Origin of the sequence: Stenotrophomonas sp. BIGb0135 (assembly GCF_024810105.1) — a bacterium.
Taxonomy (GTDB): Bacteria; Pseudomonadota; Gammaproteobacteria; order Xanthomonadales; family Xanthomonadaceae; genus Stenotrophomonas; species Stenotrophomonas maltophilia_AB.
Genome location: NZ_JANUDX010000002.1, coordinates 31,742 through 57,112, shown reverse-complemented (window position 1 = coordinate 57,112; position 25,371 = coordinate 31,742). Strand labels below are relative to the sequence as shown.

The window sequence follows — 25,371 nt, the reverse complement described above, 5'->3', positions numbered from 1 at the left end:
CCCTGCGGCTCCCCCTACCCCCAATTCATGTTGACCTGTTAACGTTCGAAGATGACCTGTGGCATTCTCCTCGTAACTCATCCTGGCGTTGGCACCTCCCTGCTGGAGGTGGCGACCCGGTTGCTGCGGCACCTGCCGCTGAAGACCGACGCTTTCGAAGTACCGTTCGACGCAGACCTGGACGTCCTGCTACCGCTCGCCTCGGCCGCCTTGCGCCGGGTGGACAGTGGCCAGGGCGTGCTGATCCTGACCGACCTGTACGGCGCCAGCCCCAGCAATCTGGCCGGGCAACTGGCTCGTCTGGGCACCCCGGTTCGCCGGGTTTCGGCGCTGAGCCTGCCGATGTTGTTGCGGGTGATGAATTATCCGGAACAGGGACTGGATCAACTACCTGCCACTGCTGCGGCAGGCACTCGCAATGGAGCGATTGTCGACGATGCTTGAACGTGAACTCACCGTATCCAACCGCCTGGGGCTGCATGCCCGCGCCACTGCAAAGCTGGTGCAGGAGCTGGCCCCGTTCCGCTGCAACGTGACCATGGCCGCCAAGGGCCGCGAGATCAACGCAAAGAGCATCATGGGCGTGATGCTGCTGGCCGCCGGCCAGGGCACCCCGGTCACCGTGCGCATCGACGGCGAAGACGAAGCCGCCGCGATGGAGGCGGTGGTCGCGCTGTTCGAGCGGCGTTTCGACGAGGACAGCTGAGCATGCCGGCGCCGCCGTCGCGACCGGGTTCCGGCACACCGGCACGGACGGCGTCCGGTGCCCTGCTGCTGGCCGGCCACGGCGCCTCGCGCGGCAATGCCCTGGGCCGGGCCCGGGTGCGCCTGCCGCACGCGCTGGAAGTGGCCGAACAACGTATCCCGCCGGCCAAAATCGACGCAGAACTGGCGCGCCTGCACGTCGCGGTGGATGCCGCGCGTGCGGAAATGCACGACCTGCGCCAGCGCCTGCACGGCGCCCTGAACCAGGAAGTCGGTGAGTTCCTCGACCTGCATGCGCTGCTGCTGGACGACCCCGAGCTGCTGTTCGGGCTGGACGAGCTGATCCGCAGCGGCCCGTACAGCGCCGGCTATGCGCTGCGCGTGCAGCGCGACCGCCTGGCCAAGGTCTTCGACGGCATGGACGATGCCTACCTGAAGAGCCGCATGGACGACCTGGACCATGTGATCGGGCGCATCCATGCCTTCCTGCAGAAGCGCCCGCCGGACGTGAAAGGCATGGCCGGGGAGATCCTGGTCTGCGACAACATCGCCCCCTCCGAGCTGGCCCAGCTGCAGGCCCACGGCGTCGTCGGCATCGTCACCGCCGGTGGCAGTGCGCTCTCGCACAGCGCGATCCTGGCGCGCAGCCTGCACCTGCCGCTGATCGTCAACGTGCCCAACGTGCTGCAGAAGGTCGCCGATGGCGACGTGCTGATCATCGATGGCAGCGACGGCACGGTCACCGTCAACCCGCAGGCACCGGAACTGCGCGGCTACCGCGTGCGGTTGCGCGAGCACGCGCGCGAGCAGCGCGAACTGGGCCGCCTGCGGACCAAGCCGACGCGCACCCGCGACAACGTCGACATCGCCCTGCTGGCCAACGCCGAATCCAGCGAGGACGTCACCCAGGCGCATGCGCTGGGCGCGCATGGTCTGGGCCTGTACCGCACCGAATTCCTGTTCCTGCAGCGCAACGAACTGCCCGACGAGCAGGAGCAGTTCGAGACCTACCGCGATGCCGCCCTCGGCATGAGCGGGCGGCCGGTCACCATCCGCACCCTGGACCTGGGCGCTGACAAGGCCGACCGCACCGGGCTGACCCTGAGCAACGAAGAGAACCCGGCGCTGGGCCTGCGCGGCGTGCGCCTGTCACTGGCGCGGCCGAAGGTCGCCGACACGCAGCTGCGCGCGATCCTGCGCGCCTCGGCGTACGGCAAGCTGCGCATCCTGATCCCGATGGTCAGCACCCGCGAGGAGATCCTCGCGGTGCGCCGGCGCCTGCACAAGCAGGCCGCGCTGCTGCGCGCCGAAGGCTACGAGGTGGCCGAACACATTCCGTTCGGCGCGATGATCGAAGTGCCGGCCGCGGCGATCGCGCTGGAGAGCTTCATCGACCTGGTCGACTTCCTGTCGATCGGCACCAATGACCTCGTGCAGTACCTGCTGGCCGCGGACCGCAACAACGAGGCGGTCGGCGAACTGTACTCGCCGCTGCATCCGGCGGTGGTCCGGCTGCTGGCGCATATCCTGCGCACCGGCCAGGCCTACGACATCCCGGTGGCGGTGTGCGGGGAGATCGCGGGCGACCCGCTGATGACCCGCCTGCTGCTGGCCCTGGGCTTGACCGAGTTCAGCCTGCACCCGGGCACGTTGCTGGAAGTGCGGCGTGCGATCCGCGACAGCGACCTGTCCGTGTTGCAGGCCATGGCGCCGAAGCTGCTGCAGGCGCGCGACCGCCGCGGGATCGAACGCTGGATCGAAAAGGCCGGCATCGACCGGTAGCGCCGGTCGTTGTCCGGCAACCGCATCAACGTTCGGATCGACCGGCGCAAGCGCCGGCCAGCGGCCGGCACTACCGCTCATCCAATGCATGGGTCCACACGCGCCGCGCTGCGGCGTGCGCCGCTACCCGATTGACACACAAGCACGCGATAATGACGCGGTGACCACCGCCGATGCCGCATCCTGCCCGGGATAGCGGCCTTTTCTTTTCCGCAGGAGCTGCCCATGGCCGAAGCCGTACGCCACGACAAGACGGCACGCCAGCTGCGGCTGTTGTCCGATGCACTGGACAGCGGGCGCCTGGGTCCGGTGCGCCGCCTGGTCAATACGCTGGCGCCGGCCGAGATCGGCAACCTGCTGGAATCGCTGCCGCCGGGCAAGCGCGAGGTGGTGTGGGGCCTGGTCGACCCGGAAGACGACGGCGAGGTGCTGGTCCACGTCGGCGAGGAAGTGCGCGAAAGCCTGCTGGCCGACATGGACCCGGACGAAATCATCGCCGCGGTCGAAGACCTGGACATCGATGACCTTGCCGACCTGGTCGAAGACCTGCCGGACACGGTCATCGATGAAGTGCTCAAGTCGATGGACCGCGAGAACCGCGAGCGGCTCGAGCAGGTGCTGTCCTATCCCGAGGACAGCGCCGGCCGCCTGATGAACCCGGACGTGGTGACCGTGCGCGCCGACGTCAACGTGGACGTGGTGCTGCGCTACCTGCGCCTGCGGGGCGAGCTGCCCGACCACACCGACCACCTGTTCGTGGTCAGCCGTCGCCACCAGTACCTGGGCCGGCTGTCGCTGGCCGCGCTGGTGACCCACGAGGACAACACGCCGATCAACCGGCTGATCGACGACGAGCAGCCGGCGATCGACGTCGGCGAGAGCGCCGACGAAGTGGCCCGCCAGTTCTCCGACCATGACTGGGTCTCCGCCCCGGTGGTGGACGACAACAACATCCTGCTCGGCCGCATCACCATCGATGACGTGGTCGACATCATCCGCTCGCAGGCCGAGCACCAGGCCCTCGGCGCGGCCGGCCTGGACGAGGAAGAAGACCTGTTCTCGCCGATCAAGCGCGCCGTGCGCGGCCGCGTGGTCTGGCTGGGCATCAACCTGTGCACCGCGTTCCTGGCGGCCACGGTGATCGGCCAGTTCGAGATGACCCTGCAGAAGGTGGTCGCGCTGGCGGTGCTGATGCCGATCGTGGCCGGCGTCGGCGGCAACGCCGCGGTGCAGGTGCTGACCCTGATGGTGCGCGGCATCGCGCTGGGCCAGGTCGGCCAGAGCAACGCCCGCATCCTGCTGTGGAAGGAGTCGCGGGTGGCGCTGATCAACGGCACGTTGATCGGCACCGTGGTCGGCATCATCGCCTACCTGTGGTTCCACAGTTTCCTGCTGTCGCTGGTGATCACCCTGGCGTTGATCATCAACTTCTGCGCCGCCGCCCTGGCCGGCGTGCTGCTGCCGCTGCTGCTCAAGCGCATGAACGTGGACCCGGCCGTGGCCGGCACCGTGGTGGTCACCGCCGTCACCGACGTGATGGGGTTCTTCAGCTTCCTCGGCCTGGCCACCCTGATCCTGCTGCACTGACGGACGACCTCGACATGGCGCTGACCCTCGACAACTATTTCCTCCCCGGCTGGCGCGACCGTCGCCACACCTGCGATGCGTGCGAATGGCAGGGCACGGCGCGGCAGATGCCCATGGAGCTGCACGAAGACGAGGCGCAGTTCGACTGCCCGCAGTGCGAGAACCCGCTGCTGCTGGTGGTCCACCCCAGCCTGGCGCAGGTGCAGGCGGCCGCTGCCGAGGGCCATCCCGAGGCGATCGAGCAGATGGCGATCCTGGCCTCGGCACCGCGCCCGCACTGACGCACTGCAAGATGCCCGGCGCTGGCAGGCGGCCTAGACTGAAAACGATTCCAGTCGAGGATGGGCAATGGCACGACGACACGCGCGGTGGCTGTCATGGACGTTGGTGTTGGTGTTGGCGATGCTGAGCATGGCCGGCTGCGCGCCGTCGCGGAGCGACGTCGGCCATTTCGAGGCCCGGGCGGTCAAGCTCGACGGGCGCACCCGCTATTACCAGGTGTTCATCCCACGCGGTGCGCGTGCGGCCTCCGGCGCCCTGCCGGTGGTGCTGTTCCTGCACGGCTCCGGCGAGCGCGGCAACGACAACCGGGCCCAGACCGAGGCTGGCCTCGGCCCCTACCTGCGCCGCCATGCGGATGCCTTCCCGGCACTGGTGGTGCTGCCACAGGTGCCAGGCGATGAGGAGTGGTCGGGCGACAACAACCGTGCCGCGCTGGCCGCCCTGGATGCGACGTTGGCCGAGTTCGGCGCCGATCCGCAACGCCAGTACCTGACCGGTATGTCGATGGGCGGCTATGGCAGTTGGAACATCGCGCTGGCGTCCCCGCAGCGGTTTGCCGCCATCGTGCCGGTCTGCGGCGCCGTGCTGGCGCCACGCGCGGTGCGCCCCACGCTGTTCGTGGAGGAGGTGGCGCATGAAAGCGACCCGTACGCCGCCATCGCCGCCCGCCTGACCCAGACCCCGATCTGGATCTTCCATGGCGCGCGCGACGACGTGGTGCCACCGGCGGACGACCGCAGGCTGCAGGCCGCGTTCCAACAGGCGGGCGCGCCCGATGTGCGTTACACCGAGTACCCGGACGGCAACCACAACGCCTGGGACGCGACCTATGCCGATGCCACGATGTGGACGTGGCTGTGGGCGCAGCGCCGGCACTGACGCAACGCGCGCGAACACGCTATCGTCGGCCCTCACATCTGCTTTGCATGGAGGCCGAGGATGCGTATTCGATCGTTGTTGCTGTGGGCCGCGTTGGCCGTTCCGGGTGTCGGGTTCGCGCAGGAGGGGCCCGGCGCGAGCTACCTGACCACGACGCCGTTGCAGTCGCCCGCCGGGGAGCCGGCACTGGGCACCCAGCACCGTGCCGCGGTGAGGCAGGCCATCCAGGCCAGCCTGGCCGGCAACCATGAGGCGGCCATTCCCGTGTTGACCGAGGCGGTGCGCTACTGCGACGCGCAGCAGCAGGTGCCCGGGCGCAAGGCATTGAGCTTCCAGAGCCACCGCCAGTACGCGCTGTACATGGACGGCCCTGGCCGCGGCACGCCCACCGAATGGCTGGACATGGCCTGCGCCAACGCCTACACCCACCTGGGCTACATCGAGATCGAGCGCGGCGACATCGACGCGGCGCTGCGCTGGCTGGACAAGGCCATCGCCGTGGCGCCCTACGACGTGGAGCCGCTGTGCGAAAAAGGCGCGGCACTCACCCGTCGCAAGGACTGGCAGGGTTCCAAGGTCAGTTACGACCGCGCCCTGATGCTGGCCCGCAGCCAGCCCGAGAATCGCCACATGGAAGCCCTGGCCCTGCGCGGCGTGGGCTTCGCGCACATCGAGCTGGGCGAGCTGGAGAACGCGCGCGCGTCTTATATCGCCTCGCAGAAGCTCGACCCGGACAGCCCCACGGCCAAGCATGAGCTGGCGTATATCGAGCAGTTGCAGCAGGAACAGCGTCGGTAGTGACAGCCGACGGAGCAGACGTCGACGATGCGCCATGCGCGCCGCTCGACTGCGCGTCGGCCGTTGCGCGCTGCCTGGGCCGGCCGACGTCCTGACGCTGGTCTGCCGCACTCAGCGGCGCGGGTGCGAGGACCCGGACGCGGCGGCCACCCTGTTGGGTTGCACGGTGCTTCACGACGTCCAGCACACCTGGGTGGAATGAGTGGGCGGGATGCCACGGCGCGTTATGGCAATCGGGTAGCCACGACCACGCGGTCAGGACCCACGCGTCGCTGCGGCGGCGCGCTGACGGCATTCCGGGTCATCCGGTCGCGTCGGGCAGGTGCGCACAGATCGCAGACTCCCGCTGCGTGGGGTGCGGCGGGCCGATGGACGGGTCGTGCCGGCCGTTGGCCGGCTCCACGCGACCCGACTGCACGGGGAGCCGGCCGTTGCCCAGCACACCGCGAGCCGTCGCGGCGCCGGCTGGCGGGCGTCAGCCCAGCAACGTTTCCAGCACCGCCATGCGCACGGCCACGCCGTTGGCGACCTGGCGCAGGACCCACGACTGCGGGCCGTCGGCCACTTCGTCGGTGACTTCCACGCCGCGGTTGATCGGGCCCGGGTGCAGCACGGCGGCATCGGTGCCGGCGCGCTTGAGGCGCGCGGCGTCCAGGCCGTACTGCGCGTGGTACTGCTCGATCGAGGGCACCAGGCCTTCTTCCATGCGCTCGCGCTGCAGGCGCAGCATCATTAGCGCATCGGCGCCCTCCAGCAGGGCGTCGAAGTCCTGGCCGACGATGCAGCCCTTGAGGGTGTCATCGTCGGGCAGCAGCGACTGCGGGCCGCAGACGCGGATCTCGCCGACGCCCAGCGTACGCAGGGCATGCAGGTCGGTGCGCGCCACGCGGGAGTGCTTCACGTCGCCGACGATCAGCACCTTCATCTTCGAGAAATCACTGCCCTTGGCCTGGCGCAGGGTAAGCATGTCCAGCAGGCCCTGGGTGGGGTGTGCGCTGCGGCCGTCGCCGGCGTTGATCAACGCGGTGCCCTCACCTGCGGCGGCGGCCAGCTGGGCCACGGCGCCGTCATCGGGATGGCGCACGACGAAGCCGCGTACGCCCATCGCTTCCAGGTTCTTCAGCGTGTCGCAGGCGGTCTCGCCCTTGCGCGTGGACGAGGTCGACGCATCGAAGTTGAGCACGTCCGCCCCCAGCCGCTGGGCAGCCAGCTGGAACGAACTGCGGGTGCGCGTGGACGGTTCAAAGAACAGCGTGCAGACCGCCGAGCCCCCCAGCACGTGGCGTTTGTTGCCGACCCGCCCGACCGCCGCATCGCGGATCTGGCCGGCGCGATCCAGCAACTGCAACAGGGTGTCACGGGGCAGGCCTTCCAGGGTCAGCAGGTGGCGCAGGCGTCCATCGGAATCGAGTTGCGAGGGGGTCATGGGCAGGGTCTGGGGAGTCAGGAAACGGGGGTGGCGTCGTCGGGACAGGACAGCCAGCGCTCGATGATCACCGCGGCGGCCACGGCATCGAGGGTGGCGGCATCGCGGCGACGCTTGCGGCCTTCGGCGCGCTCGACGGCGAACCGGCGCGCCGCCTCGACCGAGCTGGAACGCTCGTCGACCAGCACCACCGGCAGTTTGAAGCGTTCCCGCAGCTGGCGGGCGAACCCCTGCGCGCGCTTGCGGTTGGGCTGGTCCTGGCCATCCAGGGTGAGCGGATCGCCGACCACCAGGCCGTCGGGCCGCCACTCTTTGATGAGGCGCTCGACCGCGAGCCAGTCCGGCCCGTTGCCATGCACGTCCACCACGGCGATGGCGCGTGCGTGGGTGCCGAACGAACTGCCGATCGCCACGCCGATCCGGCGCGAACCGACATCGAAACCAAGCACCGTGCCATCGCGGCGGATGGTCGCGGGCGTGCCTGCGGCGGGCGCTGGCGCGGCCGGTTCAGACATGGCCGCTGTAATCGGTGAGGCGGAACAGGTCCACGCCGATCCGCGAGGCGGCCCCCTGCCAGCGCTGGTCCAGCGGGGTACTGAACAGCAGGTCGGCATCGGCCGGCACGGCCAGCCAGCTGTTTTCGGCCAGCTCGTTTTCCAGCTGGCCCTCGCTCCAACCGGCACAGCCCAGGGTGACCAGCGCATTGCGCGGGCCTTCGCCACGGGCCATCGCCTCGAGGATGTCGCGCGAGGTGGTCAGGTACACGCCTTCGCCCACCGCGAGGCTGGAATCCCAGTCGCGCGCGTCGTCATGGATGACAAAGCCGCGCTCGGGGTGCACCGGACCGCCGTTGAGCACCACCTGGCCGCGCAGCGCGGGGTCGTCGGTGACGATCTCCATCTGCGCGAGGACGTCACCCAGCGTGTATTCGGACGGCTGGTTGACCAGCACGCCCATCGCACCGTTGTCGTCGTGCTGGCAGATCAGCGCCACGCTGCGCGCGAACGTCGGATCGGTCAGCGACGGCAACGCGACCAGCAGGTGATGGGCGAGAGAGGTGGAAAGCTCGGACATGGGTCCCATTCTAACCGCTGCGCCCGGGACACGGGCGTGAGCGCTCGGCTAGCATGCGTGCTTTCCCGGAAGGATCCGCCCACATGCATGCCAGTCCGGCACTCCCCACCACCACGCGCAGTGCGATCGTGCTGATCGCCCTGCTGCAGGGCCTGATGCTGTATGCCGCGGACACGGCGACGGGCAGCTGGCCGTTCGACGATATCGGCAACCGGGTGCGCTGGTATAGCTGGGTGCTGACCGTGCCCACCGCCATCGCGCTGACCCTGGTGGAACTGCGCGATCGCCGCCTGTGGCTGCATGCCGCGCTGGCCTCCGTACTGGTGCTGGGCCTGGCCAGCTGGATCGGCTGGAACGTCGGCGGCGACGCGCCGGGCCTGGACCACGACGGGCTGTTGATGCCGTTCTCGATCAGCATGGCCATCGCCGCGTTCGTCAGCCTGCCGTGGTGGCAGTTCCGCCTGCAGGAAGGGCACTGGCACGCCCCGTACGCGGCCCTGTTCGAACGGGCGTGGCAGAACGGGCTGACCCTGGCATTGGCCGTGGCCTTCACCTGCCTGACCTGGCTGCTGCTGTGGCTGTGGGCGGAGCTGTTCGTGCTGGTGGAAATCCACTTCTTCCGCTCCCTGTTCCGCGAGGACGCATTCATCGCGTTGGCCACCGGCAGCCTGATGGGCTTCGGCGTGCTGATCGGGCGTACCCAGCACCGCGCCATCCAGATGATCCGGTCGGTAGTGTTCGCGGTCGGGCGCGGCTTGCTGCCGCTGCTGGCGTTGATTGCGGTGACCTTCGTACTGAGCCTGCCGTTCACCGGCCTGGAGCCGCTGTGGCGGACCCGCTCGGCCGCCGGCCTGCTGCTGACGCTGTCGCTGCTGCTGGTGGTGTTCGTCAACGCGGTCTACCAGCACGACAACGCGAGCCCGCCGTACCCGGCCTGGCTGCGTCGTTTCATCGGTGCCAGCCTGCTCGCGCTGCCGGTCTACGCGGGCCTGGCGCTGTACGCGATGGGCCTGCGCATCGGCCAATACGGCTGGACGCTGGACCGCACCTGGGCCCTGCTGGTGGCGCTGCTGGTGACCGGGTACGCAGTGGGTTATGCGCTGGCCGTGCTGCGCCCACGTGACCACTGGCTGCAGCGCATCGAGCCGGTCAACCGCTGGATGTGCCTGTGCGTGCTGGGCGTTGCCCTGCTGGCCAATTCACCGCTGCTCGACCCGATCCGGCTGAGCGTGAACAGCCAGGTCGCACGCCTCCAGGCAGGTGCGCCGGCCATCGACGTGATGGATGCGGAAACCCTGCGCTTCGGCCTCGGCCGACGTGGCGCACGTGCGTTGGAGGCGCTCCAGCACGACCCCGCCTTCAGCCAGGACGCCCGTGCCCGCAGCATCATCGCGGCCGCATTGGCCAAGCAGTCGCGCTATTTCTGCGACCAGGATTACAAACAGCGACTCACCATCACCGACCCGGTGGTGTTGCAGCAGCACATCACGCTCGCCAAGGACACGCCCACGCCGGATCCGGACTGGTGGCGCGCGCTGCTGGCGCGGCAGGTGGACGTGGGCAGGTGCCTGCGGTTGGACACGGCGTGCGCGGCACTGCGCCGCGACCTCGACGCCGATGGCGTCGACGAGATGCTGCTGTGCGAGTTGCAGAGCTACCTGGGCCCGCGCTGCAAGGTGCATGCACGCCAGGGAGCGGCGTGGAGCGATGCCGGCCAGGTGGAGTTCCCGGTCCAGGGCAAGCACACCGCAGCGCGCGCCAACCAGAGCGTGCGGGACGGCGTGCTGGAGGTGAGCCCGCCGCGCTGGGGCCGCCTCTCGCTCGACGGTGGCCCGCAGCAGAGCCTCAACGAATCGGTCCCCAAGGAACCCCGCCCATGAGTGGTTACTGCCTCATCGCCCCCGGCCATCCGGTCCACGGCCATTACCACGAGCACGAATACGGCTTTCCACAGCGCGAGGAGCGCGTACTGTTCGAGCGACTGCTGCTGGAGATCAACCAGGCCGGGCTCAGCTGGGAAACCATCCTGAAGAAGCGCGAGGGCTTCCGCGCGGCCTACTCGGGCTTCGATGTGGATGCGGTCGCCGCCTACGGCGAACGCGACATCGAACGCCTGCTGGGCGACGCGCGGATCATCCGCAACCGGCTCAAGGTGCACGCGGCGGTCCACAACGCGCAGGTGATCCAGCAGTTGCGGGCCGGCCATGGCAGTTTCGCGGCGTGGCTGGATGCACACCACCCGCAGGACAAGGCGGCATGGGTGAAACTGTTCAAGAAGACGTTCCGCTTCACCGGCGGCGAGATCACCGGCGAGTTCCTGATGAGCCTGGGTTACCTGCCCGGCGCGCACAGCCCGGACTGCCCGGTGTATGCGCGCCTGCAGACGCTGGGCGCCATCCCGGGCCGGTAACCGGCCGGTCAGACGCCCATGTAGCGGCCCGGGCGGTGGTTGAACATCAGCACCAGGCTGAGCACCACCGCACCGATCGCCGAGTACATCACCTGCGACGGGGACAACACGAAGAACGCCACGCACATCAGCAGGGTATCGAAGGACATCTGCACCTTGCCGGCACTCCAGCCGCGGGTGCGCTGCAGGTACACCGCCAGGATGCCGATGCCCCCCAGGCTGGCGCGGTGGCGGATGTAGAACAGGATGCCCAGCCCGGCAAGCGCGCCGCCCACCAGCGCCGAGTACAGCGGCGCGATGTGGGCAAAGTCGGCCCAGCGCGGCAGCAGGTCGGTGAGCACGCCGCAGGCGGTGACCGCCGCGAAGGTCTTCAGGGTGAACTCCCAGCCCATCCGGCGCACCGCTACCCAGTAGAACGGCAGGTTGACCAGCACGAACACCAGCCCGAAGTTCCAGCCGAACGCGTAATGGGCCAGGAAGGCCAGCCCGGCCATGCCGCCGATCATCAGCCCGCCCTTGGCGAAGATGGCCAGCCCCAGCGAGGCCACCAGCGTGGCCAGGATCATGCCTTGCACGTCCTCGGCGACCGAATGGCGCAGGGCCTTGTCGTCGGCGACGGTACCGGCACTGTCCGGCGGCGGGGTCAGCGGACCGGCGGTGACCAGGTGGCCGTCAGCGTCGTCGCACGGCGCGGGGCCATGGGAATCAAGGGACATGGGGGTGGGGGCTGTACGTGGGGAGCGGTATTAGACACGATCAGCGTGACAGTTGCAGGTGAAATCGATTCAGAGGGCCGACCAGCAGTGCGCGGGCGCCTCGTCAGTGGGCAACGCGAGCGAGAACACGCGCTGCCCCAGCCGCTGGCGCACCACGAACACCCCCGCTTCCCAGGCCGAGCGCTTGAACCAGTCGCGCTGGTCCAGCGCGGCGGGCGCGCGCATCGGGTGGCAGGCGATCACGGTCCCGCTGCGGTCGAGCACGCGCGCCTCCCATCGCTCGCCGAAGCCCGCCCCCAGGCAGCGATAAACGCGGATCCGGCCGGCGCGGCCCGGCAGCGCCCGGCCCAGCCCCGTCATCTCGGACTCCAGCTGAAGGCCCTGGGCGCGGACGCCGGCCGCCGCCGCCCGCCACGGCTGCGGATCGGCCCCCACGCGGTCGATCAAGGCCAAGCCGTGCTGTTCGATCAGCGCCAGCACGGTGCGCTCACGCTGGGCGGGATCGGCGCGGGCGTGCGCGGCGACATCGAAGGGGTCCACGCGGACCACGCTGGCACCGGGGAAGCGCTCATAGCGCGGCTCGTCGCCGGCCGGACCGCACTGCAGGGTGAGCAGGCTTGCCCCATCGAGGACGTAATCGCGGTCCAGGGCCGCCATGAAGAGCGCGGCGACGTGGTACGCGTCGGCCCGGAACGCCAGGCCCGCCGGCTCGCGCCCGTGGCGGCTGACCGCGGGACTGGAATCCACCCGTAGTTCGTTGAGGCGCGACATCGCGGGTCGACTCCTGTCGGCGGCAAGGGCGCACAGCATGCCATCGCCGCAGGGCTTCACGCCCGGCACGGCCCGTTTCCCGGCTCAGCCCACGCGTGCCGCGGCCAGATGATGTGCCACCAGCGCATTGGCATGGCCGTGGCCCAGCCCGTGCTCGGTCTTGAGGAAGCCCACCAGTTCCATGTGCCGGGCGCCGCCCTGGGCCACCAGCAGCGCCAACCAGTGCCCGACCGGCTGGCCGTAGGTCTTCTCGATGGAGGGGAAATAGGACGCCGGGCCCTTCACTGTCGGGGTATCGCTCATGCTGGCTGCCTCGCTGGACGACCCGCCGGAATGGCCGGTCCTGCACCTATGACGCCGTGACAGGCGCGGAATCGACATCTGCCTTTCATGCCGGCTGAACGCGCTGCTGCGCAGCATGAAACGGTACCCCGTCCCGCGCCTCCCTTCCCTCACCCGGAGTCCACGACATGCCCTACCTCACCACCCCCGACAAGACCGAGATCTTCTACAAGGACTGGGGCAACGGCCAGCCGATCGTGTTCCACCATGGCTGGCCGCTCAGCGCCGACGACTGGGACACCCAGCTGCAGTTCTTCCTGCTGCAGGGGTACCGCGTAATCGCCCACGACCGCCGCGGCCACGGCCGTTCCTCGCAGACCAGCGGGGGCCATGACATGGACACCTACGTGGCCGACGTCAATGCGTTGGCCGACCACCTGGACCTGCGCGATGCGATCCATATCGGCCACTCCACCGGCGGTGGCGAGGTGGCCCATTACGTGGCCCAGGCCAAACCCGGCCGCGTGGCCAAGGCGGTGCTGGTCGGTGCGGTGCCGCCGATCATGATCAAGAGCGCGGCCAACCCGGGCGGTACGCCGAAGGAGGTCTTCGATGGGTTCCGCCAGCAACTGGCGGCCGGCCGCGCCAACTTCTACCGCGAGGTGCCGATTCCCTTCTACGGCTTCAACCGCGCCGGCGCGCCGGTCCAGCAGGGCGTGGTCGACAACTGGTGGCGGCAGGGCATGGCCGGCGCGATCAACGCGCACTACGACTGCATCAAGGCGTTCTCGGAAACCGACTTCACCGAGGACCTGAAGAAAATCGACGTGCCGGTGCTGGTGCTGCACGGCGACGACGACCAGATCGTGCCGATCGCCGACTCCGCTGAACTGTCGATCAAACTGCTGAAACACGGCACATTGAAGGTCTACAAGGGCTACCCGCATGGCATGTGCACCACGCATGCCGAGGTGATCAATGCCGACTTGCTGGCCTTCATCCGGGGCTGACCGGCCCCCGCGGCAGCGGCGCGGACGCGCCGCTGCCGTGATCGCTCAGTGCTCGCGCAGCGCTGCGAATCCTGCCCGAAGACGACGTTCACACAGCGCCGAGAACTCCGCCGCCTGTGGCGAACTGCCGGTCAGTGGCGCTGCCGCAACGAAATGATGCAGCAGGCTCCAGATCCGATGCGCGACCTGGGAGGATCGCCGAAAGACGTCCTCCACCCCCTGCAGGGGGGCGGCGATCAGATCCCGCGTGGCCAATACGCCAACGACACGCCACTGCGCGCAAGCGCCGGCAAGATACGCCAGCTCCTCCGTATCACGGGTATGACCCGGCATGAGGAAATACGCATCGACGTGGGTCAGTTCATGGGCCACCTGGGAAACGGCCTCGGTAGCACGATGCTCCTCGTCGGCCAACCAGCGCACTGCCAGGCGCATGGACAGCTTTCCCGGCGCGGCAACGCTCAGCCAGCGTGCATCCTGCTTCTCGCCTACGCCGACGATATCCACGTGGATCGTGCTGACGTTGCGCCCCTGGCTGTAGCCAGCCACAAAGCTCGCCGCTGCTGCGATCCGACGGCAAAGCGCTTCGGCCTGATCCGGCTCGATACGCGGATCGCGCCAACGCACGTGGATCCGGGGTACGTCCTCTCCGCATTGGACGCGTTGCTGCGACGCCCGGGACGGGAGGGATCGTCCAGGAATGAATTGCGTGGTGATGAGATACGACACGCGCCGGGTACCGCCGTAGGAAAGACCTATCGCACCTGCTTCGGAGACCTGTCGCGTCACCTCGGCCGGAAAGTAGGATCGACAGCCCGCGAGTGACAACGCAACCACGAGCATCATGCCGCGCGCGCCGAAGCATACTTGGCAGGTACGGCCGGCAATTCGAGCGACGTGGAGGACGCACTGACCCGCGCGTGCGCGCCTCCTGGTGTGTTTCACTCCCTGCACTCGGTATCGGTGGGATACCCCGGGCAATCCGGCGTTCCGTCAAAGACAACGGAGAACCGGTTGAGCTCACGCCCTTCGCAGGACGAAATGCCCGCAATAGTCTGGGTACCCGATCCGACGTTCGATCGGAAAGGAATGATCTCGTAGCGTACGGAATCGGCCCCTGCGCCATTGGCGTGCTCTCCGCCTCCGCCCGCTTCAAGCGTACACCGTGCCTTGGTGCTTGCTGGCGCGACCGAGTCGCATGACGTCGTGGACAGGCCGAGCGGTGACGACAAGGACACCGCAACACTCCGATTCATCTCCATCTCCCGTCAGCGGTCGACTCCGCCAGAACACCTTAGGGAAATGCACCGCTCGGAAACCCGACGCCGAACTCATTGTTGAATGCGGGTCGATTGAACTTTCCGGCGATACGCTGAAAGTCGATACGTTGGTGCGGGCGCGCCGTGCGTCAGCGCGCCACCAGCTTCTGTCGCGCGGCGTTGTAGCGGTCGCCGACGATGGCGATGCTGTCCAGCGCATCGCCGATCTGCTGCAGGTCGTCTGCATCGAGCTGCAGCGACACCGCGCCCAGGTTCTCCTGCAGTCGATGCAGCTTGGTGGTGCCGGGAATCGGCACGATCCACGGCTTGCGCGACAGCAGCCAGGCCAGGGCGACCTGTGCCGGCGTGGCGCCCTTGGCGGTGGCGATCGCGCTGATGCGCTCGACCAGGGCCTGGTTGGCCTGGCGCGCCTCGGCGGCAAAGCGTGGCACGCTGTTGCGGAAGTCGTCGGCGGCGAACCGCGTATCGACGTTGATCGCGCCGGTCAGGAAGCCTTTGCCGAGCGGACTGAACGGCACAAAGCCGATGCCCAGCTCCTCCAGCACCGGCAGCACGTCCTGCTCCGGCTCGCGCCACCACAGCGAATATTCGCTCTGCAGCGCCGCCACCGGCTGCACCGCATGTGCGCGACGGATGTTGTCCACGCCGGCTTCGGACAAACCGAAGTGCTTCACCTTGCCCTCGGCAATCAGGTCCCGGACGGTGCCGGCGACGTCTTCCATCGGCACGTTCGGGTCCACCCGGTGCTGGTAGAACAGATCGATGCGGTCGGTCTTCAGCCGCTGCAGGCTGGCCTCGGCCACCGCGCGGATGCGTTCGGGACGGCTGTCCAGGCCGGCATCCGAATGCCCGTCCTTGAACCCGAACTTGGTGGCGATCACCAGCTGGTCGCGGTACGGCGCCAGCGCCTGGCCAAGCAGTTCCTCGTTGCGGAACGGGCCATAGGCCTCGGCGGTGTCGAAGAAGGTGACGCCCTGCTCCACTGCCGCGTGCAGCAGCGCGGTGGCCGCGCGGGTCTCGGTGGCTGGGCCATAGCCGAAGCTCAGGCCCATGCACCCCAGGCCGAGCGCGGAAACGCGCAGGCCGCTGTTGCCAAGTTCTCGTGATTGCATGGGAGCTCTCCTGCGCCCAGCAGGCGCGCGGTGGATGGACTGCCACCATACAGACCGCCCTGACCGGGATTGGAGGCGTCCAGGCGCACTCGGTCATGAACCCTGATCATCAATTCAGCTCAGCGTGCCCTCAGGCAGGTTGATCGTCACCTCGCCCAGGATGATCACCAGCAGGAGCATCAGCAACAACCCGCCCCCTGCCAGGAGGATCAGGACGTGCCAGATCGTCAGGCGGTCCAGTCGCGTGCTGTCGATGCGTTCGTCGCGATGGTACTGGCGCAGCAGCGCGTTGACCGGCAACAAGGGGACGAAGCTCAGGAAGGCAAGCAGGGAGGCGGCGTTGTCGAGCCGGCCGGCCAGGGTGAGGACGAGGAACACGATGCCCAGCAGCGCCACTGGAAAGGCCAGTTCACGACGGCGGCCGCGTACCAGGTCGGCAAGCTGGGCAAAGCAGGAAAAGGACCATAGCGGGCAGAACAGTGCACGTGCCCACGGCCACAGGGATTCGCCCGTTTCGCGCTGGATGGCCTGCCAGTTCCGCCAGAACCAGTACATCGTGTAAAGGCCGAACGTCACCAGCGACATCGCGGCAAGCTTGAACGTGGAGGGCGCGAAGTACATCGGCTTGTCGATCGCCTGCAGCAGCGCGGCACGCTGGTCCGGCGGCAGGGGCGCGGACATCGGCTGGCCCGACGAGGGCAGCGCCTGGCCCGGCGGCTTGTAGGGGTTGTGCATGTCCATATGCGGTCTTGCCTGGAAGGGTGTGGCCCGGCGGCGGCCGGTACCGCGCCCGCGATCGGGGCGCGGCGCGACTATGCCAAAGAAGAATCCGGTGCGCCAGCGGGGTGGCATGCGCCGGCCACGGGCAGGTTCGTGGGCCTGCCGGTGGCCGCGTGGCGCGGTGGAGGCCTCAGCGGATCTCGGAGATTTCCACCCCGTCCAGGCCCTGCGACAGGGTGCGTGCATCGCCGCCCTGGGACAGCTTGATGCGCAGGCGCACTTCGTTCTGCGAGTCGGCGTAGCGCAGCGCGTCTTCGTAACTGATCTCACCGGCCTGGTACAGCTCGAACAGGCTCTGGTCGAAGGTGCGCATGCCCAGCTGCACCGACTCCTTCATCACTTCCTTGAGCTTGTGGATTTCGCCGTCGCGGATGTAATCCTGCACCAGCGGCGTGCCGAGCATGATCTCCATGGCGACCTTGCGCGACTTGCCGTCCGGCGAGGGCACCAGCTGCTGGGCGACCACGCCCTTGAGGTTGAGCGACAGATCCATCAACAACTGGTTGCGACGGTCTTCGGGGAAGAAGTTGATGATGCGGTCCATCGCCTGGTTGGCGTTGTTGGCGTGCAGCGTGCACAGCACCAGGTGGCCGGTTTCGGCAAATGCGATGGCGTGGTCCATGCCTTCGCGGGTGCGCACTTCGCCGATCATGATCACGTCCGGCGCCTGGCGCAGGGTGTTCTTCAGCGCCGCCTCCCAGCTGTCGGTGTCGATGCCCACTTCACGCTGGGTGATGATGCAGCCCTCGTGCTTGTGCACGAATTCGATCGGGTCTTCGATGGTGATGATGTGCCCGGTCGAGTTGTGGTTGCGGTAGCCGATCATCGCCGCCAGCGAGGTGGATTTACCGGTGCCGGTGGCACCCACGAACAGGATGATGCCGCGCTTGGTCATCGCCAGCGTCTTGATGATCGGCGGCAGGTTCAGCTCTTCCACGGTGGGGATGCGCGTCTCGATCCGGCGCAGCACCATGCCGACCTGGTTGCGCTGGTAGAAGCAGCTCACGCGGAAACGGCCAACGCCGGACAGGCCGATGGCGAAGTTGCACTCGTGGGTCTTTTCGAACTCTTCGCGCTGCGCCGGCGTCATCACGTTGAGCACCATGTCGCGGCTCTGCTGCGGCGTCAGCGGGGTCTGGGTGATCGGCGAGATCTTGCCGTTGACCTTGATCGCCGGCGGCATGCCGGCGGTGATGAACAGGTCCGACGCCTTCTGGTGCGCCATCAGCTTGAGGAACGAGGTGAAGTCGATGGTGGTGGTACTCATCGCGGTGTACTCCGGAAACGTAGCGGTAGGTGGAGAAAACCGGCGCCCGGCGGCCACGGTGGCCATGCCGGGCGCCCTGCCCTGCCTCGTTGCTTATTCGAAAATCCGCTTGTCCTTGGCGTACTCGCGCGCCTGGTTGCGGGTGATCAGGCTGCGCTTGACCAGGTCCTGCAGGTGCTGGTCCAGGGTCATCATGCCCATCTGCTGGCCGGTCTGGATGGCCGAATACATCTGCGCCACCTTGTCCTCGCGGATCAGGTTGCGGATGGCCGGGGTGCCAACCATGATTTCCCACGCGGCGGTACGCCCGCCACCGACCTTCTTCAACAGGGCCTGGGAGATCACCGCACGCAGCGACTCGGACAACATCGAGCGCACCATCGGTTTTTCGCCGGCGGGGAACACGTCGATGATGCGGTCGATGGTCTTGGCCGCCGAACTGGTGTGCAGCGTGCCGAACACCAGGTGGCCAGTTTCCGCGGCGGTCAGCGCCAGGCGGATGGTTTCCAGGTCGCGCAATTCGCCGACCAGGATGATGTCCGGGTCTTCACGCAGGGCCGAGCGCAGCGCTTCGTTGAAGCCGTGCGTGTCACGGTGCACTTCGCGCTGGTTGATCAGGCACTTCTGCGAGGTGTGCACGAATTCGATCGGATCCTCGACGGTGAGGATGTGGCCGTATTCGTTCTTGTTGATGTAGTCGATCATCGCCGCCAGCGTGGTCGACTTGCCCGAACCGGTCGGGCCGGTGACCAGGATCAGGCCCTGCGGCTGGTCGATCAGTTCGCGGAAGATCGGCGGCGTGTTCAGGTCTTCGAGCGTCAACACTTCCGAGGGAATGGTACGGAACACCGCACCCGCGCCACGGTTCTGGTTGAACGCGTTGACGCGGAAGCGCGCCAGCGACGGAATCTCGAACGAGAAGTCGACTTCGAGGAATTCCTCGTAATCGCGGCGCTGCTTGTCCGACATGATGTCGTAGACGAGCGCATGGACCTGCTTGTGGTCCAGGGCCGGGATATTGATGCGACGGACATCGCCGTCGACGCGGATCATCGGCGGCAGGCCTGCCGACAGATGAAGATCCGACGCTTTGTTCTTTACGGAAAACGCCAACAGTTCGGCGATATCCATGCGCTGCTACTCCCCATGACTGCTGCGACTGGAAGGTTCTTTCCCCGGGCGGCAGTATAGCGTTCCTGATCTACCGGAAAACGCCCGTGTCCGCGCTGCCCCTGCCGACGATATTGCTGAACCTGCACAACGCGGCCGCCGCCGCTGGCCGGCCAGCCCCCCGCCTGCTGGCGGTGTCCAAGACCCAGCCGGCCGACGCGGTGGCGGCATTGGCCGCCCAAGGCCAGCGCGCGTTCGGCGAGAACTACGTGCAGGAAGCGGTGGCCAAGATCGACGCACTGGCCGCGCTGGGCCTGGAGTGGCACCTGATCGGCCACCTGCAGTCGAACAAGGCCGAGCTGGCCGCGCGCCACTTCCACTGGGTGCAGAGCGTGGACCGGCCCAGGCTGGTGGCGGCGCTGGCGGCCCACCGGCCGGCCGGGCTGCCCCCGCTGGAGGTGCTGGTGCAGGTCAATATCGATGATGAAGGCAGCAAGCATGGCTGCCGCCCGGATGCGGTGCCGGCGTTGGCTGCGGCCATCGCCGCCGAACCGCGGCTGCGCCTGCGCGGCCTGATGGCGATCCCGGCGCCGTGGCCGGACGCCGAGCGGCGCGCGCGGGCCTTCGAGGCCATGCGTACCCTGTTCCAGGCGCTGGCGGCGCAGTACCCGCAGGTGGATACGTTGTCGATGGGCATGAGCGGCGACTACCCGGAAGCGATCGCCCACGGCGCGACGATGGTGCGGATCGGCACGGCCCTGTTCGGTGCGCGCCCGCGCCCGGCCTGATTTTCTTTTCCCCCGTTCCAAGGAGATCGCATGAGCGCATCCACGCTTACCTTCATCGGCGGCGGCAACATGGCCCGCAGCCTGATCGCCGGGCTGATCCGCCAGGGCACCGCGCCGGCGCACATCCACGTGGCCGAACCGGTCACTGCACTGCGCGAACAGCTGACCGCCGACTTCGGGGTGAAGACCTACGCCAGCGCCACCGAAGCTGCCGCGCAGGGCGCGGTCTGGGTGCTGGCGGTGAAGCCGCAGGTGCTGCGCGATGTATGCGCCTCGCTCACGGCATTGGCCCGCAGCCAGCAGCCGCTGGTGCTGTCGATCGCCGCCGGCATCACCAGCACCCAACTCGAGCGCTGGCTGGGCGGCAACCCGGCGGTGGTGCGGGCGATGCCCAACACGCCGGCGTTGCTGGGCGCGGGCGTGACCGGGCTGTTCGCCACCGCAGGCGTCAGTGAGGCCCAGCGCCGCCAGGCCGACGCGGTGCTGGCCAGTGCCGGGCGCACGGTATGGATCGACGATGAGGCCCGCATGGATGCGGTGACCGCGGTATCGGGCAGCGGGCCGGCCTATGTGTTCCTGCTGGCCGAGGCGATGGAAGCGGCGGCGATCGCACAGGGCCTGCCGGCCGACGCGGCGCGCACGCTGGTGGTGCAGACCCTGCTCGGTGCCAGCCGCATGCTGGACGAATCCGGCGAAGCCCCGGTCGAACTGCGCCGCCGGGTGACCTCGCCGAACGGCACCACGCAGGCCGCGATCGAATCATTCCAGGCCGACGGCTTCGAGGCCATCGTGGCGCGCGCGATCGACGCGGCAACCCGGCGCGGCCACGCGCTGTCGGCGGCGAACGACTGACGCAGGGACGCCCCCCGGATTCCCGTAGAGCCACCCCATAGGTGGCTGCGCGCGGCGCCGGATCGAAGAGCAGCCACGCATGGCGTGGCTCTACGATATGCGTCTTGTAGAGCCACCCCATGGGTGGCTGCACGCGAGGCCGGATCGACATACAGCCACGCATGGCATGGCGCCACGTGCGCATCCCGTAGAACCACCCATGGGTGGCTGCACGCGGCGCCGGATCGAAGAGCAGCCACGCATGGCGTGGCGCCACGCCGTGCATCCCGTAGAGCCACCCCATGGGTGGCTGCAAGCGAGGCCGGATCGAAGAGCAGCCACGCATGGCATGGCGCCACGCCGTGCATCCCGTAGAGCCACCCCATGGGTGGCTGCACGCGAGGCCGGATCGACATACAGCCACGCATGGCATGGCGCCACGTCGTGCATCCCGTAGAGCCACCCCATGGGTGGCTGCACCCGAGGCCGGATCGACATACAGCCACGCATGGCGTGGCTCTACGATATGCGTCCCGTAGAGCCACCCCATGGGTGGCTGCACGCGAGGCCGGATCGACATACAGCCACGCATGGCGTGGCTCTACGATGTGCATCCCGTAGAGCCACCCCATGGGTGGCTGCACGCGAGGCCGGATCGAAGAGCAGCCACGCATGGCATGGCGCCACGTCGTGCATCCCGTAGAGCCACCCCATGGGTGGCTGCGCGCGAGGCCGGATCGACATACAGCCACGCATGACAAAGCGCCACGTCGTGCATCCCGTAGAGCCACCCCATGGGTGGCTGCACGCGGCGCCGGATAGACATACAGCCACGCATGGCATGGCGCCACGTGTGCATCCCGTAGAGCCACCCCATGGGTGGCTGCGCGCGGCGCCGGATCGAAGAGCAGCCACGCATGGCGTGGCGCTACGGGGCCAGCCGGGCCAGCAGGAATTCCACGAAGCTGGACAGCTTCGGCCGCGGCCGGTGGTCCGGCAGGTACACCAGGTGAAGGGGGCGCGGCTCGGGCAGGTAGTCGGCCAATACCGGCTGCAGGCGCCCGGCGGCGATGTCCTCGGCCAGCAGCACCGCCGGCTGCAGGATCAACCCGGCCCCGGCCAGCGCGGCGCGGCGCAGGCCATCCCCGTCATTGCACAGCAACCGCGAATGCTCGGACCAGTCCTGTTCGGGATGGCCACGCAGGCGCCAGCCATGGCCGCCGCGCCAGGCAAGGTGGGTGAGGCAGTCGTGGTCGCGCAGCTCGGCCGGGTGCCGCGGCACCCCGTTGCGCTGCAGGTAGGCCGGGGCCGCGCAGATCTGCATGGCATAGGCCGGCAACGGCCGCGCCACCCACTCGGCCGAACCGAGCGCGCCCATCCGCACCACGGCGTCGAACTGCTCCTCGATCAGGTCCACGCGGCGATTGCTCAGGTCCAGTTCCACGGTCACCTGCGGGTACGCGGCCAGGTACTGCGCCACCAACGGCGCCAGCACGCAGCTGCCCCAGGTGACCGGCGCGCTGATCCGCAGCACGCCCTGCGGCTGGGCCTGCAGGCCGGCCACGCTGGCCTCGGCCTGCTGCACCTGGTCCAGCACCGCGCGGCATCCGGCCAGGTAGTGACGGCCGGCGTCGGTGAGGCTTTGGCGGCGGGTGTTCCGCTGCAGCAGGCGCACGCCCAGGTGCGCCTCCAGCTGCTGGATGTATTTGCCGACCATCACCGAGGACACCGCCAGCCGCTCGGCAGCGGCGGCGAAACTGCCCTGGTCGACCACGGCCATGAAGGCCTGCATGCAGCGCAAGGTGTCCATTGATAACCACGGGTTTGCAATCTGCAAAGCATACGCCGGTTACCTAACCGGCACGGTGCGCGCAGACTGCCCACACGTCCTTCCCTGGAGCACCCCGCATGAAGATCCTTCTCGTCGGCGCCAGCGGCACCCTCGGCCAAGCCGTCGCCGCCACGCTGGGCACCCACCATCAGTTGATCCGTGCCGGCCGCCATGGCGGTGATGCGCAGGTCGATCTCACCGACGACGCCAGCGTGCAGGGCCTGTTCGCGCGGATCGGGCCGGTGGATGCGGTGATCGCCACCACCGGCCGCCTGCATTTCGGCCCGCTGGCCGACATGAGCCCGACGCAGTTCAATCTCGGCCTGCAGGACAAACTGCTGGGCCAGGTGCGGCTTGCCCTGGTCGCCCAGCACCATCTCAACAACGGCGGGTCGATCACGCTGACCAGCGGCATCGTCGGCGCGCAGCCGATCCGCGATGGCGCCAATGCCACCGCCGTGAACGCGGCACTGGAGGGGTTCGTGCGCGGGGCGGCCTGCGAACTGCTGCCGCGCGGACTGCGCATCAACGTGGTCAGCCCGAACGTGCTGGTCGAATCGCTGGACGACTACGGCGCGTATTTCCCGGGCTTCGAGGCGGTCACCGCGCAACGCGCGTCGCTGGCTTACCAGCGCAGCGTGGAAGGCGTGCAGAGTGGGCAGGTATTCAACGTGTGGTGAGGTCCCCCGGTAGTGCCGGCCCGTTGGTCGGCAGTACCGGGCCAGCCTACCCCCACCGCTGCGCCCCATCGCCCTGGTCGCCCAACGCGTCGTCCGGATTGGTCAGGCGGCAGCGCTTGAGCGACAGGCAGCCGCAGCCAATGCAGTCGGTGAGCTGATCGCGCAACAGCAGCAGTTGGGCGATGCGCTGGTCCAGCTCGCTGCGCCACAGCGCGGACATCTTCGCCCACTCGGCCTTGGTCGGCGTCTTGTTTTCCGGCAGCGCCGCGAACGCGGTGGCCACCGCCTCCAGTGGCAACCCCACCCGCTGCGCCACGCGGATCACCGCCAGCCGGCGCAGCACGTCGCGGGCGAAGCGGCGCTGGTTGCCGGCCGTGCGCAGGCTGCGGATCAGCCCTTTGCGCTCATAGAAATGCAGCGCCGATACCGCCACGCCACTGCGCCTGGCCACCTCACCCACACTCAGTTCCTGCGCGATCACCAGCCTTGACCTCAACCATGGTTAAGGTGGCATCCTGCGCGACGCCGGGGTGCACTGCAAGCGCTCCCCTGCCCTTGCCCCTCCTGGAATCCCCGCATGTCCTCCGATGTTGCAGCCCCCACCCCGCCGGCGTCCGCTGCCGTGCCGGTGCCCTCGATCCTGTCGCCGGCCTACCGCGCCACCACGATCGGCATGGTCGCGCTGGTGGCGCTGTATGGCTTCGAGGCGCTGGCGGTGGCCGCGGCCATGCCGACCGTGGCGCAGGAGCTGGACGGACTGCGCCTGTATGCCCTGGCCTTTGGCGGCACGCTGGCCACCAGCGTGATCGGGATGACCCTGGCCGGTTACTGGAGCGACCAGCGCGGGCCGGCGCGGCCACTGTGGCTGGGGCTGGGCTGCTTCATCGGCGGGCTGCTGGTGGCCGGTTTCGCCCGGCACATGCCGGTGCTGCTGCTCGGCCGACTGCTGCAGGGACTGGGCGCGGGTGGCATGTCGGTGGCGCTGTACGTGATGGTGGGCCGCACCTTTCCCGAAGCGATGCGGCCGCGCGTGTTCGCCGCGTTTTCCGCCGGCTGGGTGGTGCCGTCGTTGATCGGGCCCAGCATCAGCGGCTGGATCGTGCAGCACCTGGGCTGGCGCTGGGTGTTCCTGATCGTGCCGCTGCTGGCGATCCCGGCCGGGCTGCTGCTGCGGCCTGCACTGCGCGATGTGCAGGCGGCGCTGGCACCGCCGGCAGGCAAGGCCAGCGTGATCGGCTGGGCGGTCGGCGCGTCGTCCGGTGCCCTGCTGCTGTACGTGGGCGGCCAGCAACGTGGCGCGCTGGCCCTGGCATTGCTGCTGCCGGCACTGGGGCTGCTGGCCGTGTGCAGCTGGAAGCTGCTGCCCGCCGGCACGTTGCGCCTGCGCCGGGGCCTGCCCAGCGTGATCGCGATGCGCGGGATCGCCGCCTCCGCGTTCTTCGGCTGCGAAGCCTTCCTGCCCCTGCTGCTGCAACGCGAGCGTGGCCTGAGCCCCTTGCTGGCCGGGGTGGCGTTGAGCCTGGGCGCGTTGGGCTGGTTCAGCGGCTCGTGGCTGCAGGGCCACCAGCAGCGCGGCTGGTCGCGCCGGCAGCTGTTGCAGGGCGGTGCGCTGCTGATGTGCGTGGGCATCTTCGCCACCTCGTCGGCGATCCAGCCCGGCACACCGCTGTGGCTGGCGCTGGCCGGCTGGAGCGTGACCGGGTTCGGCATGGGCCTGATCTACCCCGGCCTGTCGGTGCTGACACTGTCGCTGTCACCACCGGCGCAGCAGGGCGCGAACACCTCCGCGCTGCAGTTGAGCGAAGCGCTGGCCGTGGCCACCACGCTGGCCGTTTCCGGGTCGCTGTTCGCATTGTTCCTGCAGGGCAACGTGGCGCTGGGCTACCTGCTCACCTACGCGATCATGCTGGTGCTGGCGGTGGCAGGCGTGGTGGTTGCGCGGCGCATCTGAGCCCGGCCCCGCGCCACGG

General features: G+C 68.6%; 27 protein-coding genes. 14 read left to right on the top strand and 13 right to left on the bottom strand.

Annotated features, from left to right (window positions below):
* Positions 1-51: 51 nt before the first annotated feature.
* The 7 genes from M2421_RS04665 (at position 52) to M2421_RS04635 (ending at position 6,033) form a co-directional block, all read left to right on the top strand.
* Positions 52-444: a PTS fructose IIA subunit family protein gene (locus M2421_RS04665; protein WP_256775714.1), complete on the top strand. Its 393-nt coding sequence runs from the start codon at positions 52-54 to the stop codon at positions 442-444.
* A complete protein-coding gene (locus M2421_RS04660) occupies positions 437-706 on the top strand; it encodes an HPr family phosphocarrier protein (protein ID WP_259203658.1) in 270 nt (89 codons plus the stop codon). The genes M2421_RS04665 and M2421_RS04660 overlap by 8 nt, the downstream gene beginning before the upstream one ends.
* Positions 707-708: 2 nt before the next feature.
* Entirely contained in the window at positions 709-2,487 is a 1,779-nt protein-coding gene (gene ptsP, locus M2421_RS04655) for a phosphoenolpyruvate--protein phosphotransferase (protein ID WP_259203654.1), read from the top strand.
* A gap of 225 nt (positions 2,488-2,712) precedes the next feature.
* On the top strand, positions 2,713-4,074 hold the full coding sequence (gene mgtE / locus M2421_RS04650) for a magnesium transporter (RefSeq protein WP_259203652.1): 1,362 nt from the start codon (positions 2,713-2,715) through the stop codon (positions 4,072-4,074).
* Positions 4,075-4,088: 14 nt separating this feature from the next.
* A complete protein-coding gene (locus tag M2421_RS04645; protein ID WP_259203650.1) occupies positions 4,089-4,355 on the top strand; it encodes a hypothetical protein in 267 nt (88 codons plus the stop codon).
* Between the two features lie 67 nt (positions 4,356-4,422).
* Positions 4,423-5,235 (top strand): prolyl oligopeptidase family serine peptidase, encoded by an 813-nt coding sequence (locus M2421_RS04640; protein WP_259203648.1) that lies wholly within the window; start codon positions 4,423-4,425, stop codon positions 5,233-5,235.
* A 60-nt stretch (positions 5,236-5,295) separates the two neighbouring features.
* Positions 5,296-6,033, top strand: coding sequence for a hypothetical protein (locus M2421_RS04635; protein WP_259203646.1), 738 nt, complete (start codon positions 5,296-5,298; stop codon positions 6,031-6,033).
* 475 nt (positions 6,034-6,508) lie between these two features.
* Here the strand turns inward: M2421_RS04635 and M2421_RS04630 are convergent, their stop codons facing one another.
* The 3 genes from M2421_RS04630 to M2421_RS04620 are packed head-to-tail and all read right to left on the bottom strand — an operon-like array spanning position 6,509 to position 8,533.
* Entirely contained in the window at positions 6,509-7,459 is a 951-nt protein-coding gene (locus tag M2421_RS04630) for an aspartate carbamoyltransferase catalytic subunit (protein WP_259203644.1), read from the bottom strand.
* Positions 7,460-7,476: 17 nt separating this feature from the next.
* Complete coding sequence (gene ruvX / locus M2421_RS04625) at positions 7,477-7,974, bottom strand: Holliday junction resolvase RuvX (protein WP_259203642.1); 498 nt, start codon at positions 7,972-7,974, stop codon at positions 7,477-7,479.
* Positions 7,967-8,533, bottom strand: coding sequence for a YqgE/AlgH family protein (locus M2421_RS04620; protein WP_259203640.1), 567 nt, complete (start codon positions 8,531-8,533; stop codon positions 7,967-7,969). Before M2421_RS04620 ends, ruvX begins: the two co-directional genes overlap by 8 nt.
* 83 nt (positions 8,534-8,616) lie before the next feature.
* Between M2421_RS04620 and M2421_RS04615 the strand changes: the two genes are divergently transcribed.
* Together M2421_RS04615 and M2421_RS04610 are read left to right on the top strand one after the other, a co-directional pair.
* On the top strand, positions 8,617-10,413 hold the full coding sequence (locus M2421_RS04615) for a DUF4153 domain-containing protein (protein WP_259203637.1): 1,797 nt from the start codon (positions 8,617-8,619) through the stop codon (positions 10,411-10,413).
* Complete coding sequence (locus M2421_RS04610; RefSeq protein WP_259203635.1) at positions 10,410-10,943, top strand: DNA-3-methyladenine glycosylase I; 534 nt, start codon at positions 10,410-10,412, stop codon at positions 10,941-10,943. Before M2421_RS04615 ends, M2421_RS04610 begins: the two co-directional genes overlap by 4 nt.
* Positions 10,944-10,951: 8 nt before the next feature.
* Here the strand turns inward: M2421_RS04610 and M2421_RS04605 are convergent, their stop codons facing one another.
* From M2421_RS04605 to M2421_RS04595, 3 genes are all read right to left on the bottom strand, one after another.
* Complete coding sequence (locus M2421_RS04605; RefSeq protein ID WP_259203633.1) at positions 10,952-11,659, bottom strand: YitT family protein; 708 nt, start codon at positions 11,657-11,659, stop codon at positions 10,952-10,954.
* A gap of 69 nt (positions 11,660-11,728) precedes the next feature.
* Positions 11,729-12,430, bottom strand: a complete 702-nt coding sequence (locus tag M2421_RS04600) for a hypothetical protein (protein WP_259203630.1) — start codon at positions 12,428-12,430, stop codon at positions 11,729-11,731.
* Between the two features lie 84 nt (positions 12,431-12,514).
* A complete protein-coding gene (locus M2421_RS04595) occupies positions 12,515-12,733 on the bottom strand; it encodes a DUF4287 domain-containing protein (protein ID WP_259203627.1) in 219 nt (72 codons plus the stop codon).
* Positions 12,734-12,900: 167 nt separating this feature from the next.
* Between M2421_RS04595 and M2421_RS04590 the strand changes: the two genes are divergently transcribed.
* On the top strand, positions 12,901-13,722 hold the full coding sequence (locus tag M2421_RS04590) for an alpha/beta hydrolase (protein ID WP_259203626.1): 822 nt from the start codon (positions 12,901-12,903) through the stop codon (positions 13,720-13,722).
* 45 nt (positions 13,723-13,767) lie between these two features.
* Here the strand turns inward: M2421_RS04590 and M2421_RS04585 are convergent, their stop codons facing one another.
* The 5 genes from M2421_RS04585 to M2421_RS04565 all read right to left on the bottom strand — a co-directional run bounded on the left by M2421_RS04585 (position 13,768) and on the right by M2421_RS04565 (position 19,292).
* Complete coding sequence (locus tag M2421_RS04585) at positions 13,768-14,568, bottom strand: hypothetical protein (protein WP_259203624.1); 801 nt, start codon at positions 14,566-14,568, stop codon at positions 13,768-13,770.
* Between the two features lie 562 nt (positions 14,569-15,130).
* A complete protein-coding gene (locus M2421_RS04580; RefSeq protein ID WP_259203621.1) occupies positions 15,131-16,114 on the bottom strand; it encodes an aldo/keto reductase in 984 nt (327 codons plus the stop codon).
* Positions 16,115-16,228: 114 nt separating this feature from the next.
* Positions 16,229-16,849, bottom strand: a complete 621-nt coding sequence (locus M2421_RS04575) for a hypothetical protein (RefSeq protein ID WP_259203618.1) — start codon at positions 16,847-16,849, stop codon at positions 16,229-16,231.
* 175 nt (positions 16,850-17,024) lie between these two features.
* Positions 17,025-18,161 carry a PilT/PilU family type 4a pilus ATPase gene (locus tag M2421_RS04570; RefSeq protein WP_228886758.1) on the bottom strand — a complete coding sequence of 379 codons (1,137 nt, stop codon included), beginning with the start codon at positions 18,159-18,161 and terminating at the stop codon, positions 17,025-17,027.
* 93 nt (positions 18,162-18,254) lie between these two features.
* Positions 18,255-19,292, bottom strand: a complete 1,038-nt coding sequence (locus M2421_RS04565; RefSeq protein WP_256775698.1) for a type IV pilus twitching motility protein PilT — start codon at positions 19,290-19,292, stop codon at positions 18,255-18,257.
* Between the two features lie 86 nt (positions 19,293-19,378).
* Between M2421_RS04565 and M2421_RS04560 the strand changes: the two genes are divergently transcribed.
* Both M2421_RS04560 and proC read left to right on the top strand, forming a co-directional pair.
* On the top strand, positions 19,379-20,059 hold the full coding sequence (locus M2421_RS04560; protein WP_259203612.1) for a YggS family pyridoxal phosphate-dependent enzyme: 681 nt from the start codon (positions 19,379-19,381) through the stop codon (positions 20,057-20,059).
* 30 nt (positions 20,060-20,089) lie between these two features.
* Complete coding sequence (gene proC / locus M2421_RS04555; RefSeq protein ID WP_259203610.1) at positions 20,090-20,911, top strand: pyrroline-5-carboxylate reductase; 822 nt, start codon at positions 20,090-20,092, stop codon at positions 20,909-20,911.
* Positions 20,912-21,818: 907 nt separating this feature from the next.
* Here the strand turns inward: proC and M2421_RS04550 are convergent.
* Positions 21,819-22,700, bottom strand: a complete 882-nt coding sequence (locus M2421_RS04550) for a LysR substrate-binding domain-containing protein (RefSeq protein ID WP_259203608.1) — start codon at positions 22,698-22,700, stop codon at positions 21,819-21,821.
* Positions 22,701-22,798: 98 nt separating this feature from the next.
* On the opposite strand from M2421_RS04550, the gene M2421_RS04545 reads away from it, so the two are divergent.
* Complete coding sequence (locus M2421_RS04545; protein ID WP_259203607.1) at positions 22,799-23,401, top strand: short chain dehydrogenase; 603 nt, start codon at positions 22,799-22,801, stop codon at positions 23,399-23,401.
* Between the two features lie 46 nt (positions 23,402-23,447).
* Here the strand turns inward: M2421_RS04545 and soxR are convergent, their stop codons facing one another.
* Positions 23,448-23,882 carry a redox-sensitive transcriptional activator SoxR gene (gene soxR, locus M2421_RS04540; protein ID WP_259203606.1) on the bottom strand — a complete coding sequence of 145 codons (435 nt, stop codon included), beginning with the start codon at positions 23,880-23,882 and terminating at the stop codon, positions 23,448-23,450.
* A 96-nt stretch (positions 23,883-23,978) separates the two neighbouring features.
* On the opposite strand from soxR, the gene M2421_RS04535 reads away from it, so the two are divergent.
* Positions 23,979-25,352, top strand: coding sequence for an MFS transporter (locus M2421_RS04535; RefSeq protein WP_259203603.1), 1,374 nt, complete (start codon positions 23,979-23,981; stop codon positions 25,350-25,352).
* The last annotated feature ends 19 nt before the right edge of the window (positions 25,353-25,371 follow it).

What these genes read in the sequence shown, in the direction of transcription:
- M2421_RS04665 (WP_256775714.1), top strand. Translation starts at nt 52, where the DNA reads ATGACCTGTGGCATTCTCCTCGTAACTCATCCTGGCGTTGGCACCTCC.
- M2421_RS04660 (WP_259203658.1), top strand. Translation starts at nt 437, where the DNA reads ATGCTTGAACGTGAACTCACCGTATCCAACCGCCTGGGGCTGCATGCC.
- ptsP (WP_259203654.1), top strand. Translation starts at nt 709, where the DNA reads ATGCCGGCGCCGCCGTCGCGACCGGGTTCCGGCACACCGGCACGGACG.
- mgtE (WP_259203652.1), top strand. Translation starts at nt 2,713, where the DNA reads ATGGCCGAAGCCGTACGCCACGACAAGACGGCACGCCAGCTGCGGCTG.
- M2421_RS04645 (WP_259203650.1), top strand. Translation starts at nt 4,089, where the DNA reads ATGGCGCTGACCCTCGACAACTATTTCCTCCCCGGCTGGCGCGACCGT.
- M2421_RS04640 (WP_259203648.1), top strand. Translation starts at nt 4,423, where the DNA reads ATGGCACGACGACACGCGCGGTGGCTGTCATGGACGTTGGTGTTGGTG.
- M2421_RS04635 (WP_259203646.1), top strand. Translation starts at nt 5,296, where the DNA reads ATGCGTATTCGATCGTTGTTGCTGTGGGCCGCGTTGGCCGTTCCGGGT.
- M2421_RS04630 (WP_259203644.1), bottom strand. Translation starts at nt 7,459, where the DNA reads ATGACCCCCTCGCAACTCGATTCCGATGGACGCCTGCGCCACCTGCTG.
- ruvX (WP_259203642.1), bottom strand. Translation starts at nt 7,974, where the DNA reads ATGTCTGAACCGGCCGCGCCAGCGCCCGCCGCAGGCACGCCCGCGACC.
- M2421_RS04620 (WP_259203640.1), bottom strand. Translation starts at nt 8,533, where the DNA reads ATGTCCGAGCTTTCCACCTCTCTCGCCCATCACCTGCTGGTCGCGTTG.
- M2421_RS04615 (WP_259203637.1), top strand. Translation starts at nt 8,617, where the DNA reads ATGCATGCCAGTCCGGCACTCCCCACCACCACGCGCAGTGCGATCGTG.
- M2421_RS04610 (WP_259203635.1), top strand. Translation starts at nt 10,410, where the DNA reads ATGAGTGGTTACTGCCTCATCGCCCCCGGCCATCCGGTCCACGGCCAT.
- M2421_RS04605 (WP_259203633.1), bottom strand. Translation starts at nt 11,659, where the DNA reads ATGTCCCTTGATTCCCATGGCCCCGCGCCGTGCGACGACGCTGACGGC.
- M2421_RS04600 (WP_259203630.1), bottom strand. Translation starts at nt 12,430, where the DNA reads ATGTCGCGCCTCAACGAACTACGGGTGGATTCCAGTCCCGCGGTCAGC.
- M2421_RS04595 (WP_259203627.1), bottom strand. Translation starts at nt 12,733, where the DNA reads ATGAGCGATACCCCGACAGTGAAGGGCCCGGCGTCCTATTTCCCCTCC.
- M2421_RS04590 (WP_259203626.1), top strand. Translation starts at nt 12,901, where the DNA reads ATGCCCTACCTCACCACCCCCGACAAGACCGAGATCTTCTACAAGGAC.
- M2421_RS04585 (WP_259203624.1), bottom strand. Translation starts at nt 14,568, where the DNA reads ATGATGCTCGTGGTTGCGTTGTCACTCGCGGGCTGTCGATCCTACTTT.
- M2421_RS04580 (WP_259203621.1), bottom strand. Translation starts at nt 16,114, where the DNA reads ATGCAATCACGAGAACTTGGCAACAGCGGCCTGCGCGTTTCCGCGCTC.
- M2421_RS04575 (WP_259203618.1), bottom strand. Translation starts at nt 16,849, where the DNA reads ATGCACAACCCCTACAAGCCGCCGGGCCAGGCGCTGCCCTCGTCGGGC.
- M2421_RS04570 (WP_228886758.1), bottom strand. Translation starts at nt 18,161, where the DNA reads ATGAGTACCACCACCATCGACTTCACCTCGTTCCTCAAGCTGATGGCG.
- M2421_RS04565 (WP_256775698.1), bottom strand. Translation starts at nt 19,292, where the DNA reads ATGGATATCGCCGAACTGTTGGCGTTTTCCGTAAAGAACAAAGCGTCG.
- proC (WP_259203610.1), top strand. Translation starts at nt 20,090, where the DNA reads ATGAGCGCATCCACGCTTACCTTCATCGGCGGCGGCAACATGGCCCGC.
- M2421_RS04550 (WP_259203608.1), bottom strand. Translation starts at nt 22,700, where the DNA reads ATGGACACCTTGCGCTGCATGCAGGCCTTCATGGCCGTGGTCGACCAG.
- M2421_RS04545 (WP_259203607.1), top strand. Translation starts at nt 22,799, where the DNA reads ATGAAGATCCTTCTCGTCGGCGCCAGCGGCACCCTCGGCCAAGCCGTC.
- M2421_RS04535 (WP_259203603.1), top strand. Translation starts at nt 23,979, where the DNA reads ATGTCCTCCGATGTTGCAGCCCCCACCCCGCCGGCGTCCGCTGCCGTG.